Annotated in this window: 12 protein-coding genes and 1 pseudogene; 4 read left to right on the top strand and 9 right to left on the bottom strand. The window is 53.8% G+C overall.

What is annotated here, in order from left to right; all coding sequences use genetic code 11:
• The first annotated feature begins 122 nt into the window (after window positions 1-122).
• The 3 genes from MKX51_RS13980 (at window position 123) to MKX51_RS13970 (ending at window position 3,909) form a co-directional block, all read left to right on the top strand.
• Complete coding sequence (locus tag MKX51_RS13980) at window positions 123-2,186, top strand: beta-galactosidase (RefSeq protein WP_340992780.1); 2,064 nt, start codon at window positions 123-125, stop codon at window positions 2,184-2,186.
• 641 nt (window positions 2,187-2,827) lie between these two features.
• Window positions 2,828-3,592, top strand: a complete 765-nt coding sequence (locus tag MKX51_RS13975) for an AzlC family ABC transporter permease (RefSeq protein ID WP_340992779.1) — start codon at window positions 2,828-2,830, stop codon at window positions 3,590-3,592.
• The gene (locus MKX51_RS13970; RefSeq protein ID WP_340992778.1) at window positions 3,583-3,909 is read left to right on the top strand and encodes an AzlD domain-containing protein; all 327 of its coding nucleotides are present in this window, start codon (window positions 3,583-3,585) and stop codon (window positions 3,907-3,909) included. Before MKX51_RS13975 ends, MKX51_RS13970 begins: the two co-directional genes overlap by 10 nt.
• A gap of 111 nt (window positions 3,910-4,020) precedes the next feature.
• Here the strand turns inward: MKX51_RS13970 and MKX51_RS13965 are convergent, their stop codons facing one another.
• From MKX51_RS13965 to MKX51_RS13935, 7 genes are all read right to left on the bottom strand, one after another.
• Window positions 4,021-5,352: a hypothetical protein gene (locus MKX51_RS13965; protein ID WP_340992777.1), complete on the bottom strand. Its 1,332-nt coding sequence runs from the start codon at window positions 5,350-5,352 to the stop codon at window positions 4,021-4,023.
• A complete protein-coding gene (locus tag MKX51_RS13960) occupies window positions 5,349-6,437 on the bottom strand; it encodes a DUF58 domain-containing protein (protein WP_339256459.1) in 1,089 nt (362 codons plus the stop codon). The genes MKX51_RS13965 and MKX51_RS13960 overlap by 4 nt, the downstream gene beginning before the upstream one ends.
• Before the next feature lie 3 nt (window positions 6,438-6,440).
• A complete protein-coding gene (locus tag MKX51_RS13955; RefSeq protein WP_340992776.1) occupies window positions 6,441-7,418 on the bottom strand; it encodes an AAA family ATPase in 978 nt (325 codons plus the stop codon).
• A 101-nt stretch (window positions 7,419-7,519) separates the two neighbouring features.
• Entirely contained in the window at window positions 7,520-8,608 is a 1,089-nt protein-coding gene (locus MKX51_RS13950) for a GerAB/ArcD/ProY family transporter (protein WP_340992775.1), read from the bottom strand.
• 16 nt (window positions 8,609-8,624) lie between these two features.
• Complete coding sequence (locus MKX51_RS13945) at window positions 8,625-9,785, bottom strand: Ger(x)C family spore germination protein (RefSeq protein WP_339256453.1); 1,161 nt, start codon at window positions 9,783-9,785, stop codon at window positions 8,625-8,627.
• Window positions 9,782-11,215, bottom strand: a complete 1,434-nt coding sequence (locus tag MKX51_RS13940; RefSeq protein WP_445322067.1) for a spore germination protein — start codon at window positions 11,213-11,215, stop codon at window positions 9,782-9,784. The genes MKX51_RS13945 and MKX51_RS13940 overlap by 4 nt, the downstream gene beginning before the upstream one ends.
• Window positions 11,216-11,355: 140 nt before the next feature.
• Window positions 11,356-12,216 carry a DUF421 domain-containing protein gene (locus tag MKX51_RS13935; RefSeq protein WP_340992773.1) on the bottom strand — a complete coding sequence of 287 codons (861 nt, stop codon included), beginning with the start codon at window positions 12,214-12,216 and terminating at the stop codon, window positions 11,356-11,358.
• Window positions 12,217-12,435: 219 nt separating this feature from the next.
• On the opposite strand from MKX51_RS13935, the gene MKX51_RS13930 reads away from it, so the two are divergent.
• Complete coding sequence (locus MKX51_RS13930) at window positions 12,436-12,642, top strand: DUF1657 domain-containing protein (protein WP_340941015.1); 207 nt, start codon at window positions 12,436-12,438, stop codon at window positions 12,640-12,642.
• Window positions 12,643-12,732: 90 nt separating this feature from the next.
• Here the strand turns inward: MKX51_RS13930 and MKX51_RS33200 are convergent.
• Together MKX51_RS33200 and MKX51_RS33195 are read right to left on the bottom strand one after the other, a co-directional pair.
• Window positions 12,733-12,825: pseudogene (locus MKX51_RS33200) on the bottom strand (class I SAM-dependent methyltransferase); the annotation flags it as partial.
• The gene (locus MKX51_RS33195) at window positions 12,826-12,957 is read right to left on the bottom strand and encodes a hypothetical protein (RefSeq protein WP_445322006.1); all 132 of its coding nucleotides are present in this window, start codon (window positions 12,955-12,957) and stop codon (window positions 12,826-12,828) included. It abuts the pseudogene before it with no gap.
• Window positions 12,958-13,084: the final 127 nt, after the last annotated feature.

Here is a 13,084-nt window from a genome sequence, read left to right as displayed (position 1 = left end):
CTGAATCAAGCACGCAATATAATGATATTATAGCAATATTCTGTTATATAAGTGGATACACTGCTGATAATACAATAGATTGGTAGCTTAATTAAAGCATATTTTTACACTTGGAGGTTAAGATGAAGAAACCTGTTGCAGCAGAACGATTTGAACTGGGCGTCTGCTATTATCCCGAGCACTGGCCTGAATCCATGTGGGCTGACGATTACCGGCGTATGGTTGAAACCGGATTCACCATTGTTCGTCTGGCTGAGTTCGCCTGGTCCATTTTTGAACCGGAGGAAGGCGTGTTTCAATACGATCTGTTTGACCGTGCGGTCGACATGGCACACAGCTACGGGCTGAAGGTTATTCTGGGAACGCCTACGGCTACTCCGCCTGCCTGGCTTACAGAGAAGTATCCTGAGGCCTTGAATGTTACTTATGAAGGTGTGACGCTACAGCACGGCATGCGCCGCCATTACAACTACAGCAGTCCCAAATACCGTGAGCTCTGTGCCCGGATTGTAACGAAGCTTGCTGAACATTACGGCAATCATCCGGGTGTTGTCGGCTGGCAGATTGACAACGAGCTGAACTGTGAGATCAATGTATTCTACTCGGAGAGTGATCATCAGGCCTTCCGCCTCTGGCTGCAGGAGAAGTATGTCACCTTGGACAAGCTTAATCAGGCTTGGGGCACGGTGTTCTGGAATCAGACCTATACGAGCTGGTCACAGGTCTGCCTCACCCGGCCTACTCCTTCACCGAATCAGCCGAATCCGCACCAGGCTCTGGATGAGAAGCGCTTCATCTCTGATAACACCATCCATTTCGCCAAAATCCAGGCAGATATCCTTCGGGAATTGGCCCCTAACCAGTGGGTTACCACGAACGGGCTGTTCGGACATCTGGACAGCCATGAGCTGAATGACGAGCTGCTGGATTTCTTCAGCTATGACTCGTATCCGCAGTTCTCCACCATCGGTTTCGATCCGTCTGAGGTGAACCCGATGCTTGACCGCGGCTGGGGACTGTCCCTGTCAGCAGTACGTTCGGTCAGCAGCAATTTCTGTGTCATGGAGCAGCAATCCGGTCCGGGGGGCTGGGTCAACCGGCTGGACATGCCTTCACCGAAGCCGGGACAGATGCGGCTGTGGACCTACCAGTCGGTCGCCCACGGCGCTGATATGCTGCTCTATTTCCGCTGGCGGACCGCCACCATGGGCAATGAGATCTATTGGCATGGCTTGAACGACTACCATAACCAGCCTAACCGGCGGGTAAGAGAAGCGGAGCAGATCGGCCGCGAGCTGGCAAGCATCGGGCAGCAGTTCATCGGCAGCCGGACTCAGGCGAGCGTTGCTATCGTGCGTGATTATGACAATGAGTGGGACGGGGAATATGATGTCTGGCATGGCCCGTTCATGTGGCAGAGCAACAAGGAATGGTTCAAGGCTCTGCAGCGGAAGCATATTCCGAATGACGTTCTGTACCTGCGCAGCCATACAACCCTTGCAGAGCTTGCCCGTTATGAAGTGCTGGTCTACCCGCATCCGGCGATTATGACCGATGATACGGCGGCCCTGCTGGACCAGTATGTGCAACAAGGCGGAAAGCTGGTCTTCGGCTGCCGCACAGGCTACAAGGATATTACCGGACAATGCTACATGCGGCCTTTTCCCGGAGCGGCACAGGAGATGTGCGGGGTAACCGTGGAAGAATTCACGCTGGTCAAAGGAACACGCAAGCCTACCTCCATCCGCTGGAATCATGAACCTGAGGCGCTGACCGGTGCAGATGCCTTCAATGATATCCTGCATGTGGAAGAGGACAGTGTGGAGGTCATGGCAACCTATGCGACCGACTACTATGCCGGCAAGCCGGCGGTAACCCGCAACACCCGGGGCAAAGGCGAAGTATGGTATTACGGCGCCGTGTTCAATGAGCCTGCTGTGCTGCAGATGCTTGGCAGCCTGGGACTGGTCTCGCCAGCCGCCGATTGGGCGGAGCTGCCGCCAGAGGTTGAACTTCAGATTCGTGCCACGGGGGAAGACGCCTCTTCCGGTGTCGCCTTCCTGCTCAACTACAGCGAAGAACCGGCACAGATTGTGCTTAAGACAGCCAAGACGGATCTCTTAAGCGGCCAGACCCTGTCGGGCAGCTATACGATGGAAGGATTTGGCGTACTGGTCTTGAAATAACCATGAATCCAAAAGGGTTCCGCTGCCGCAGATCGCTCTGCGGACGGCGGAACCCTTTTTACAGTTACAGCTAATATTCCCTTGCAATTCGCTATGAATTATTAGATATTAATACAATGTATTTCTGTTCATAGCGTACCCTTTAGAGATAAGTGTATTCTGTGCAACTAAAAACAGTGACACGGAAGGCTTTCCTCTTCTAACTGTATTCTAAATAGAGATTCAGCGGCATATAGGGCGATTTAGTTGTACAGATTGCAATTAAGCCTACTTATGCACTCTAATCGGGGCGCGAACTTAGGCTGATACGGCGCCCGTTGCCGACTTCTACTCTTACATTCAAGTAGCATATTGTATTTCCTGCAATAGAAACCGCATTGCTGACCGTAAAATGAGATTCTATTGTATTTCATACCGTAGAATGTTGTGTTTTAAGTGAAAAACGGCCTTTTTTCAACATTCCATTGTACAGAATACAATAGATTCTATTTCGAAGCCTTTTTTACAGCATTCCATTGTACTAAATGCAGTTGCTAGCGTTCCAGCGCCTACAGCATCCGAAGGACTGCTGCGGAAATGGGGCGCTGGCTCGTTAAGGTCTGATACCAGCCGTTATTCCATGACCCAGAAGGAGCATGCCTATGAAGCCAGAATCCATCCATCAGGAGCCGCTATCCGGCGGCAGCCTGGTTACAGATAGCCCAAGTGTGCCGGAGTGCAGCGAAACGTTCTGGCAAGGGGTCAAGGACTGCCTCCCCACTCTGCTCGGATACTTAAGCATCGGGTTCGCCGCAGGCGTTGTGGAGAAAACAGCGGGGCTGACCCTTGCCGAAATCGCCATGATCTCCATCATCCTGTACGCCGGTTCGGCCCAGTTCATTGCCGCTGGCATGATTGCCGCCGGGAGCAGCGCCTCCGGTATTGTCATTACGATTCTGCTGGTTAACCTGCGGCATCTGCTGTTAAGCGCAGCATTGTCGCCTTACTTCCGCCACCTGACCCCGCTGCGCAACCTGCTGATCGGCTCACTGCTCACAGATGAGACCTTCGGCGTAGCCATTCAGAAGAGCGCCGCAAGGAAGCAGATCAGCGAGAGATGGATGCACGGCCTGAATATTACCGCTTATCTGAACTGGTTCCTGGCCAATATCGCCGGCGCTATTCTCGGCCAATGGATATCCAGCCCCGAGAAGTGGGGACTGGATTTCGCCTTGCCGGCTATGTTCATCGGGCTGCTGGTCCTGACCATTATGGGACGGCGCAAGTATAGACTGGATATCACTGTCGGCTTAGCGGCTGTTGTTGTTGCCGTACTCGTCTCTGTGCTGTGGTCGCCCAGCATGGGCGTCATAGCTGCTGCGCTGGTAGCCTCAACGATTGGAGTCGTGATGGAACAATGGAAATAAGACTCGATATTGCTGTAATCATTCTCGGAGCCGCCCTCGTCACCTTCATTCCGCGTGTCCTTCCGCTGATGCTGCTGAGCCGGATCGCTATCCCGGAATGGGGCATGCGCTGGCTAAGCTATGTGCCGATTGCTGTCATGGCTGCACTGGTTGCCCAAGAGCTGCTCGTAACCGGCGGCAGGTTCGCAGCCCTGTCCACCAATGTGGAGCTAATCGCCGCCCTCCCCACCTTCTGGGTAGCCGTCAAGACCCGCAGCCTGCTGGCTACCGTATTGACCGGTATTGTGACACTGATGCTGCTGCGTCTGCTGTTCTGACCCTGTCCACTGGATACGCTGTACGATCACATTCAGGCTACGGAATTAGCGCGCAGATAAGTAGTCACAGCTGCTGCTCCTTCCCAATATTCGCTGAACGTAATGAAGCTGCTACAGCTTCAACTGCTCCTTAAGCGCTGCCGCCTCAGCGGCAGTAAGTTCAATCAGCTCCTCCTCCGTATAGCGGGCCTTGTTATACAGGCCGAGCAGCCGGTCATTGGCAGAGGCATCTCCGCCAGAGTGTTTGCTTGAGCGCTTCTGGCCTTGCGACCAGGCGGCTACATCGGCGGCTGTCTCCTGCGGGGTCAGGTAGGGCTTCACCTCATACCCTTCCGCATGTCTGGCCCGCAGCCAGTGCCGGTAGAGCCAGCGGATGCGCTCGCGGCTGCCGTCCATCCCCTCCCAGCGGTCCCGGCGGCTGGCTGGTGTCAGCTTGGAACGCACGTATTGCCGGAAATCCTGGACCGTCTGCTCCCAGTTGAACAGGCTGGTCTCCTCATCCTGATACCCCGCAGCCGCAGGTGTGTCTCTGCGCAGCAGGGACAGCAGCCTGTCCATCGCTCTGCGCAGGATACCTCCTGTATTTCTGTACAACCAACGCAGAATAAAATACATCAGGGCAAGAATGGCTGCCGCACCAAGAATATAGAAGCCTATATTTAAAATCATCGACAACAAGCCAGGCTCCCCCGGCTCCGCTGCCGGCATGGGAGGGATGGCCTCAGGCAGAGCTTCTGCTGGCGGTGCCTCCTCGGAACCGGAGGATAACCGGCTGAGCCAGGCAAAGAATGCCCGTGTCATATTCCACAGCAGCATCCCAACCGCCCTACCGCCCCCCGCTGCAAGCAGTGCTGCCAGGATAATGAAGCCGATTACGAACATCCGGTTATGCCGCCGCAGTCCTTGAGGCAGATTTCCTGCACCTCCGTTCAAGGAGCTATAACGCAGGTGGGTGCTGTTCGTAGCGAGCAGTGCCAGGATCAGGCACAAGCTGCCGCTCCAGGTGAGCACCGGTGCACTCGGCTGGAGACCGGGGATGCGCGAGAAGGCAATCGAAGCGACAAAATACAGCATGATCCCGCTGATATACAGCCACAGCCGGTTCACCCGTGTGGCTGCTGTCATGCCAAGGAAGGCAGACACTGCCGCTCCGGCTGCCAGCGGAAGACCCATAAGTGTCAGCGTACCGGTTAACGCCGCTGATATAGCTCCGAGAACCAGCGCCGCGAGCAGCTGCTTCCAGCGGCGGTTGCACTTCTCCCGCAGCAGCACACCGGCTGCGGCCAGTACCGGCAGCAGATAGATCCAGCGCAGCGCCTCGGCCTCCGGCTGGAAATAAGTCTGGAGCACCAGCCATACCGGGAGCAGCAGCAGCCATTCGATGAAGGCTGCCATCCATATGGCGTAATTTTCTTTGAAGGCATCCGGGATTCGGGAAGTCATAGCTCACCGCCCCCTTCAGAAGGAATATCCAGCCACTCTACACCGTTTCCGAGGAAGCTTAAGCCTGAAGCTGCCAGCTGCAGCTCTGCCCCCCGGTGACAGGTAATGATCAGATAATCCTTATCTGCCTCACCCTTGTCCGCTTCAATCTCCATCAGCCTGCTCATCGGCACGGTCCGGTCCAGATTCAGTCTGGCCAGCAGGCCAAGGAACTCCTCGGTATGAACAATGGACCAGGTGTCCACCGAATCTCTCGCCCCGCTCCCCTCCAGTCTTCCATTGCTGAGCAGCCGGACCTCAATACCGTGGCTGATCGCATACTCGGCTACAGTTGCCGCATAGCGGATTCCCAGCTCTATTCGCTGCACATCGGTAACCGTTCTCCACATGGACTCGCTCGTCTCCACGTTCAGGCAGATGACCAGCCGGGAATCGGCGGTGTAATCCTTTTGATGCACCTGCATACTTCCCGTACGGGCTGTCGCCTTCCAGTTAATGCTCGCCAGAGAATCCCCGGCGCTGTATTCTCTTGTACCGGCGGTCAGGAACGGATCTTCGACAATCCAGCGCTTGACCGGCAGCTCTCCAAGCCAGCTGTGAACCGGCAACGGAAGGTCATGGAAACGCAGCAATCCGGGGTAGACCAGCAGCTCCAGATGAAGCGGGAAGGTCTTGGCGCTGCGGCTCAGTCCGAACAGATCGCCGGTAGTCATGGTTGCCGTCTCCAGGACGAACAGCCCCCGCTCCCTGCAAGTGATATGATGCCGCCGTTTGATCTGGCGGAAAGACCTCAGGAAGAACAGGCTGACATGATTCTGGGAAATCTCTCCGCTGCTGATGCCCAGATTCTCCTGGTTACCGAATTCAAGCCCCTTAGCTATGCTGGATTCCAGCCGCAGCCACGGCAGCGGCAGCAGCTTCTTGTTCATGATTTCCTCAACCATCTCTACCTGCTCACCGGCGTACACCGCTTTGGCAGAGAAGTAACGGGTATAGCTGACCTTCTTCAGCGCATTCCGGTCATAGACCAGCGAGATCAGGACCAGCAGGATGAAGGTGCTTGCAATGAACCACGGCAGCGACATGGATCACTCCACCCTTCCGCCTCTGGACAGGACAGCAGGTTCAGCCGGCACCTCAATTTCACGCAGTACCTGAAGCACTACCTCTGCCGACTGGCCTTCACGGACTCCGGGGCCGCGCTGAAGAATCAGCCGGTGCGCCAGCACAGGAACCGCAACCTCTTTGATATCATCCGGGATACAGTAGCTTCTGCCCTGGATCAGTGCGTATCCCTGCGAAGCGCGCAGCAAGGCGAAAGCTGCCCTGGGGCTTGCTCCCAGCCGGACCGCCGGAGAGGTACGGGTAGCCTCAACCACGCGCATCATATAAGCGAGCAGCTCGTCACTGACAGTAACCTCCGCAGCCAGACGTTGAATGTCCTGAATCTGCCGGGCCGTAGCCACCGCAGCGGTATCCTCCAGCGGGTTATTCTGGCGGAATCTCTGGAGGATATGTACCCCTTCCTCAAATGTCGGATACCCGCTGGTAATCCGCATGAGGAACCGGTCCAGCTGCGCTTCCGGCAGCGGAAAGGTCCCCTGGCTGTCCACCGGATTCTGGGTAGCAATGACCAGGAACGGCCGCTCCAGCTCATGCGTCACGCCGTCAATCGTAATCTGCCGCTCCTCCATACACTCCAGCAGGCTGGACTGGGTGCGCGGCGTAGCCCGGTTGATCTCATCCGCAAGCAGAATGCTGGCAAACACCGGACCGGGGCGGAATTGAAATTCGCCGGTCTTCTGATTATAGTAATTGATACCGCTTAAGTCGGACGGCAGCAGGTCGGGCGTGAACTGAATCCGCTTGAACGTGCAGTCCAGGGAGCGGGCCAGTGTTTTGGCGAGCAGTGTCTTTCCGGTGCCGGGAACATCCTCCAGCAGCACATGGCCATTCGCCAGCAAGGCGGTCAGCAGCAGGTTCACGCCGCTCTCTTTGCCGACAATAACTTGTGCCAGATTACTTCGGATCGCTTCAATTAGAGCGGTTGCTTCTTGAAGATTCATGAATAATAACACCATCCTATTCCAGAAAAAGGTATGTACATATAAACTAATCATACCAGAAAGCGCCTACATAATATAATAGCGGAAATTGCAGCCCTGGCTTATGCCTGCGGCTGCCGCTTCTTCCGGAGCATTAACACAAAGAAATAGTACATCGGAATAAACTCTACAATCAGCCACACAAGGGCCGTATTGAAGGAGTAATAGTCGTGATCATACCGGGCCAGATTTCTGGAATAGAGATAGGCAATCGTCACAGAGCAGACTGTCAGGCCGGGAATCAGCAGCTTCTTCGCTCTCTGGCCGGTAAGATAGGCAGCACATTTACTCGCTACATAGATCAGAAATGAACTGTGAATGAACATAGAAGCGGACCAGATGCCGATCAGCAGGGGATCCGAATTGCCCAGAAGCTCGTTGTTGGACGAGCTGCGGACGAGCTGCAGATAGGGGAACGCCAGCTCTTTGCCCAGATAGGCTCCGAAATTCAGCAAGGTCATCACCCAGCCCAGCAGAATCGTCAGCATCACGCACATGCCTGCAAGGGCCAGCTTTTTCATGGTGCTCTTGCTGATTTTGAGCTCCGGGGCAACAAACAGGAACACCACCCATTCCCCCAGCCAGGACATGACGGTTAACGAGTCCTTGAACGCGATAAACGGATCATGGTAATGGAGAAAAGCCGGGAGAATGGCGTAATTGGCATGCTGGATGAACAGATAGATGCTCAGCATCGTCGAAGCTACGAAAATAAGCGATATGCCGTCAGACATATACACTATAGAGGTGACTCCGAGATGAGCCGTGTACATAATGACCAGTCCTATAAGAAGCTGGATAAGCAACGGCGGTGTTCCGCGCAGATAGTTAGATCCGAAGAACAGGACAAAATTCTCGATATCATACGAAGCATAGTAGACACACCAGCATAAGAGGAGGAGAACTATCATCCGGTGCACCCATTTCCCCGTAATTTCCTCGCCGCTAACCACCCAGCCTGCCCCGGCCTTCAGCTTCCCGATCTGAACGGTGAAGAACAGCGGAATCAGCGCCAGGGCATAGCCGGCCAGAATTCCGATCCACCCCTGATAGCCGGAGGATTCAATGAGGCCGGGAACCAGAAACATAGTGCTCTGGGAGCCCAGATATACGATAGAGAACCTGGTGATTTGCCATTTCGTTGTCTGCATACTGTTTTTCTTCCCCTTATTTTTCTGAACCGAAATCCTCGATAACGAATTTCGCTGTCACCTTAATCCGGGCTTCCGAGGTATAGTAGTCTTTCCAGCGCTCACGCAGCTTTCTCCACTCTGCCGGATCATTCCATTCCACCAGCATACCCAATTGCAGCACATCCACACCCTCCTGCCGAATACGGTCTAGGGCGGCTGTGATTTCTCCGGCCACCTTCTGTTCAAGCTTGCTCAGAAGCAGGGAGCTGAGCTTGTTCGCATCGCGGTGCTCCGAATCCTTGAAGTAGGTGATGCTGGCATGTCCTTTTATTTTCACATGAAACAACGGACCTTCGGGGGTCATGCTTACTGAGGAAGCTGCGGTGTTCCTGAGGAAGATGGCATTTGCAGCTCCTGTGCCGTCATCATCCCAGTCTATCGAATATACCGGAAACGCGATGTGTCCGGCGAGATTCCCCGCAGCCCAGGCCAAGGCTCTGCCCTCACTGACATTCATCAGACCTCTCATCTTCATCTCCTGGAACAGCATTACACCGCCGACCCCAACCCAGTACTCCTCCTTCTTCTCAGTGTTGTCGCTCTTTAGTCCAAAAGATAAATAATCCATGGCATACCCCATATGCGAGGCCTCCGAGAGCATGCAGTCTCTGATCGTAGTGCTGAACAGGAGGTTTTCTTGGGCAATGTTGCTGAGTACCTGATCCGGTAACTGTTCGAAGATCGGAGACAATTTGGGAATCTCGCTGGCTTTGCCGGGTGCAGCCATGATGAAGGTTCCCAGGGGGATCTCCGGTTGCCTTTTGAACCATTCAAGCATTTCCCCAATGCCTTCCCTTGCGTACTCCTTCCCCACGACCACAATCTTGATATGGGAAATCTCAATCTTTCGGGACAGATCCTTCTGAATCAGGATTACTGCTTCCGGTATAGTCTGTGCTGTCTTGGTGATCATCGAATAAGCCTTGCCGTCAGACGCGCCGCTCCCTCCCTGGGCCCCTGACATCAGCCGGTTCGGCAGCGGCGAACTGATTGTGACTTCAACGGTACCCGGCTCCTTCCCTTTGTCAATGAATATTCCATAGATAAAGGTCAATTTATCAAGCTCCGTTTTGGACCAGCAGCCGGTCAGATTGAAGAGCAGCAGCAGTGCCATGCCAAGCTTGACGGCTCTCATGGCTTCTGCCTCCTTTTATTTTTGCTGTCGGTAAAAGAGCTGCTCCGCTTATTCATATACTGGGAGGGGACGCGAAACAGGGTATCTCTCCAGTCTTCCAAAACAAGCGGCGCCAGCGGCTGCAGGTAGGGTGAGCCGAAGGACCGGAGATGGGCCAAATGCCCATAGATCATAAATACCGCAATAAAGACGCCGATCAGTCCCAGGGTTCCGCCCAGAATGAGCAGCACAAAGCGCAGCAGCCTGAAGGTCAGTCCAAGCTCCAGATGCGGAATGATGTAAGAAGCGATCCCCGTAATGGATACTACAATGACCATCGGTGCCGAGACAATTCCCGCCTGGACCGCCGCCTGTCCGATAACGATACCTCCGATAATGGAGACGGTCTGACCCACTGGCTTCGGAATACGGGTCCCGGCTTCACGCAGAGCTTCGAACGTAAGCTCCATAATCAGCGCCTCCGTCAGGGCAGTGAACGGGATATTCTCGCGGGCCGCAGCTATCGTTATCAGCAGATCAGAGGGAATGATCTGTGAGTGAAAGGTTGTAATGGCGACATATAATGACGGCAGTATCATTGAGATCAGCGAGAAAAAGAGGCGGACCAGCCGGATCCAGCTGCCTGCATAAAAGCTCTGGTAATAATCCTCGGAGGATTGCAGCAGCGCAAAAAAAGTAACCGGCGCCAACAGAGCGGACGGTGTGCCGTCCTGCAGAATGCCGACTCTGCCTTCCATGAGCGAGGCGGCGACAGAGTCAGGGCGTTCCGTATATTGATAGAGCGGAAAAGGGGAGAATTGCCCCCGGGACATATGCTCCGCCAGATAGCTGATGCCCAGAATCCCGTCTACATCGAGACTGCCCAGCTTCTGTTCCATTTCCGCCAGGATTTCCGGCTTGCAGAGCCCTTCGAGATAGACCAGATATACATCGGTCTTGGTATATTTGCCGATAGCGAAATGCTTGGTCTTCAGATCCGCATGCTTGATCTTGTGGCGCAGCAGCGACAGATTCGTCTGAATATCCTCAATAAAAGCTTCCTGCGGCCCGATGACCACCAGCTCGTTCTGTGATTCGGACACCGCCCTTTTCTGATAGTGGGCAATCTCAAAATAATACACATACGGCAAGCCTGCGATGCTGAGTACGGGATTCCCGCTGACGATCAGCTCCACTACCCGGCCGGGATGATAGGCCTTGATATAAGGAATCGCGAATGCAGAACCGTGATCCAGACGCTCCATGAAATCCGGCCAGTGCGGCTCCGCATTGGCTTCTGCCTTCAGGGGCGTGGCGACAAATTCCTGCAGGCTAAGTGTATCCACGATGGAAGGAATATAGATCAGCATACAGGAATGCCCGTAGACATTAATAGACTGGTAGACCGCATCGCTGCAGTCTGTCAGCTGCTCCTTGATTAGCTCCAGCATATCCTGTTCAGGCAATCTGGTTGCCTCCTTCCGGTAATGGGGAATCTGCCTTAGTATTCCAGTTCGTTCCTGGATTTATGCCCGGACATGCCACAAAGAAGCCGGATCACCGGCTCCTGCTTGTGAAACTGCCCATGCTGTCAGTTCTGGATAAAAGGCTTCAGCTTCTGCAGCAGCGCCTGCAATTGCTCTGAACAATTTTCGTACATTTGCTTCGCTGCTTTGTTCTTGGTGGACAGGCCGAACAGTTCCAGATCGGCTTCACATTTCTTCAGCAGCGCATACAGCTGAGGTTTATCCTGCGGCTGCGGCACCTTGACATTGTCAGCGTAGAGATCCACGGTAAGCTCACCGTAAGAGTCTACCTGCCCGAGGAAAACCTCCTTCACGGTCAGATTCAGCTTTTCCAGCTCGGTCTGCAGCCACTTCCGGGACAGATTCAGCGTATCCAGAGGCTCGTCCAGAATCTCACCATCCATAATCACAGCGAGCGTCTCCTTCTCCGGTGCAACCTTTATCCCCAGATCCTTCGGGGTGAAGGGCTGATTCTCCTTGGTCAAAAGCACGTTAATCGCACCATCCGATTCCATAATCGCAAATTCCACATCGGCCACCTTGAAGACATCCTTTTTGCGCAATTCCTCCAGCAGCTCGTCGACGCTCAGACGCTCTTTTTTCATATTATTCTCCAGAATCTTGCCGTCCTTAATCAGCACCGTCGATTTGAAGTCAATGAAATCCCGGGCCTTCTTGCTCTTAATTTGCAGATATTCGATGCCCAGCGAACAGGCAACCCAGACGCCTAAGGCAATCAGGCCCAGATGCCAGGTCTTATCCGTATCCAGCGAGATATACGCCGCCAAGCTCCCCACCGTAATTCCCGTAATGTATTCAAAAAAAGACAGCTGCGAAACCTGCCGTTTGCCGAGTATCTTGGTAAGAAAAAACATTACGACCACAGCGAATAAGGTCCGCAGGACAACTTCCAGCGCTTCAGGCATTCGAATAACCCCCTGTAATGTGATATTTCATGCTCTGTGTCGTCAGACATTCTGCTTCAGTATTTGTCAAACCAGGGGTGAATTAACCAAAAAAATTCGTGTCAGCTGATTATGCTCTCGTGAGGCTGGAGTGATTTTCCAGAATATGAGCTGCGGGAATGCAGATACTAGAATCCGTGGATGATGATCCATTTCTATGATATGGAGGAGGGTATACCGATGACTGTCGCCTCACAAGTCAAGACGTGCGTAGCATCGCTAAAAAGCGCCCAGGCCAGCCTGGAGCAATTCGCCATGGAGACTCAAAACGAGGAAGCCAAGACCCTGTTCACCCAAGCGGCCGAGCAGACCCAGCAGATTGTCACGCAGGTGGAAGGACGCGTAACCGAGCTGGAAAAGGAAGAACCGCAGTACCGGGGCTTCTAGCCCGGGCTGGCCGATTGGAGTACAGGCTGATCTCGATGCAGCGCATTGTGCTGGGGAGATCAGCCTTTTTGCTGGCGGCGGATGTTATTTTCACACCTTAACGGCATCCACTATCAGCGAGACAAAGCCTAACCTTCCCTCTGTATTGCGGTGGTCGAAGCGCCTGGAACGGTAGATAAACCCTCAGCTTTTCTTGAACCTGTTGGCCCACTCCTCTTCATTCAAAAGATTAAGCTCCGACTCCTCCGTATGCAGCCAACCCTGGTTATGCCGACTTCCGCCGCTCCCAATCACAACTCTTAACCGCTCATCCATTAAGATCACCCCTTGTTCGTTACATCCACTATCTGTTATTTACTCTAGTCTTCATTGCACAGATCTGGAATGCATCCATGTGAGGATAATATGGATTTATGTGACTTTCAATTTCACGATTATTATT

The sequence above is a fragment of the Paenibacillus sp. FSL M7-0420 genome, from assembly GCF_038002345.1.
In the GTDB taxonomy this organism is placed as follows: Bacteria; Bacillota; Bacilli; order Paenibacillales; family Paenibacillaceae; genus Paenibacillus_AQ.
This window is presented reverse-complemented; position numbering and strand designations above follow the sequence as displayed.

Coding starts and splice junctions, on each gene's coding strand:
- MKX51_RS13930 (WP_340941015.1), top strand. CDS start 12,436: ATGACTGTCGCCTCACAAGTCAAGACGTGCGTAGCATCGCTAAAAAGC.
- MKX51_RS13980 (WP_340992780.1), top strand. CDS start 123: ATGAAGAAACCTGTTGCAGCAGAACGATTTGAACTGGGCGTCTGCTAT.
- MKX51_RS13965 (WP_340992777.1), bottom strand. CDS start 5,352: ATGACTTCCCGAATCCCGGATGCCTTCAAAGAAAATTACGCCATATGG.
- MKX51_RS13940 (WP_445322067.1), bottom strand. CDS start 11,215: ATGCTGGAGCTAATCAAGGAGCAGCTGACAGACTGCAGCGATGCGGTC.
- MKX51_RS13975 (WP_340992779.1), top strand. CDS start 2,828: ATGAAGCCAGAATCCATCCATCAGGAGCCGCTATCCGGCGGCAGCCTG.
- MKX51_RS13970 (WP_340992778.1), top strand. CDS start 3,583: ATGGAAATAAGACTCGATATTGCTGTAATCATTCTCGGAGCCGCCCTC.
- MKX51_RS13945 (WP_339256453.1), bottom strand. CDS start 9,785: ATGAGAGCCGTCAAGCTTGGCATGGCACTGCTGCTGCTCTTCAATCTG.
- MKX51_RS13950 (WP_340992775.1), bottom strand. CDS start 8,608: ATGCAGACAACGAAATGGCAAATCACCAGGTTCTCTATCGTATATCTG.
- MKX51_RS13955 (WP_340992776.1), bottom strand. CDS start 7,418: ATGAATCTTCAAGAAGCAACCGCTCTAATTGAAGCGATCCGAAGTAAT.
- MKX51_RS13935 (WP_340992773.1), bottom strand. CDS start 12,216: ATGCCTGAAGCGCTGGAAGTTGTCCTGCGGACCTTATTCGCTGTGGTC.
- MKX51_RS13960 (WP_339256459.1), bottom strand. CDS start 6,437: ATGTCGCTGCCGTGGTTCATTGCAAGCACCTTCATCCTGCTGGTCCTG.
- MKX51_RS33195 (WP_445322006.1), bottom strand. CDS start 12,957: ATGGATGAGCGGTTAAGAGTTGTGATTGGGAGCGGCGGAAGTCGGCAT.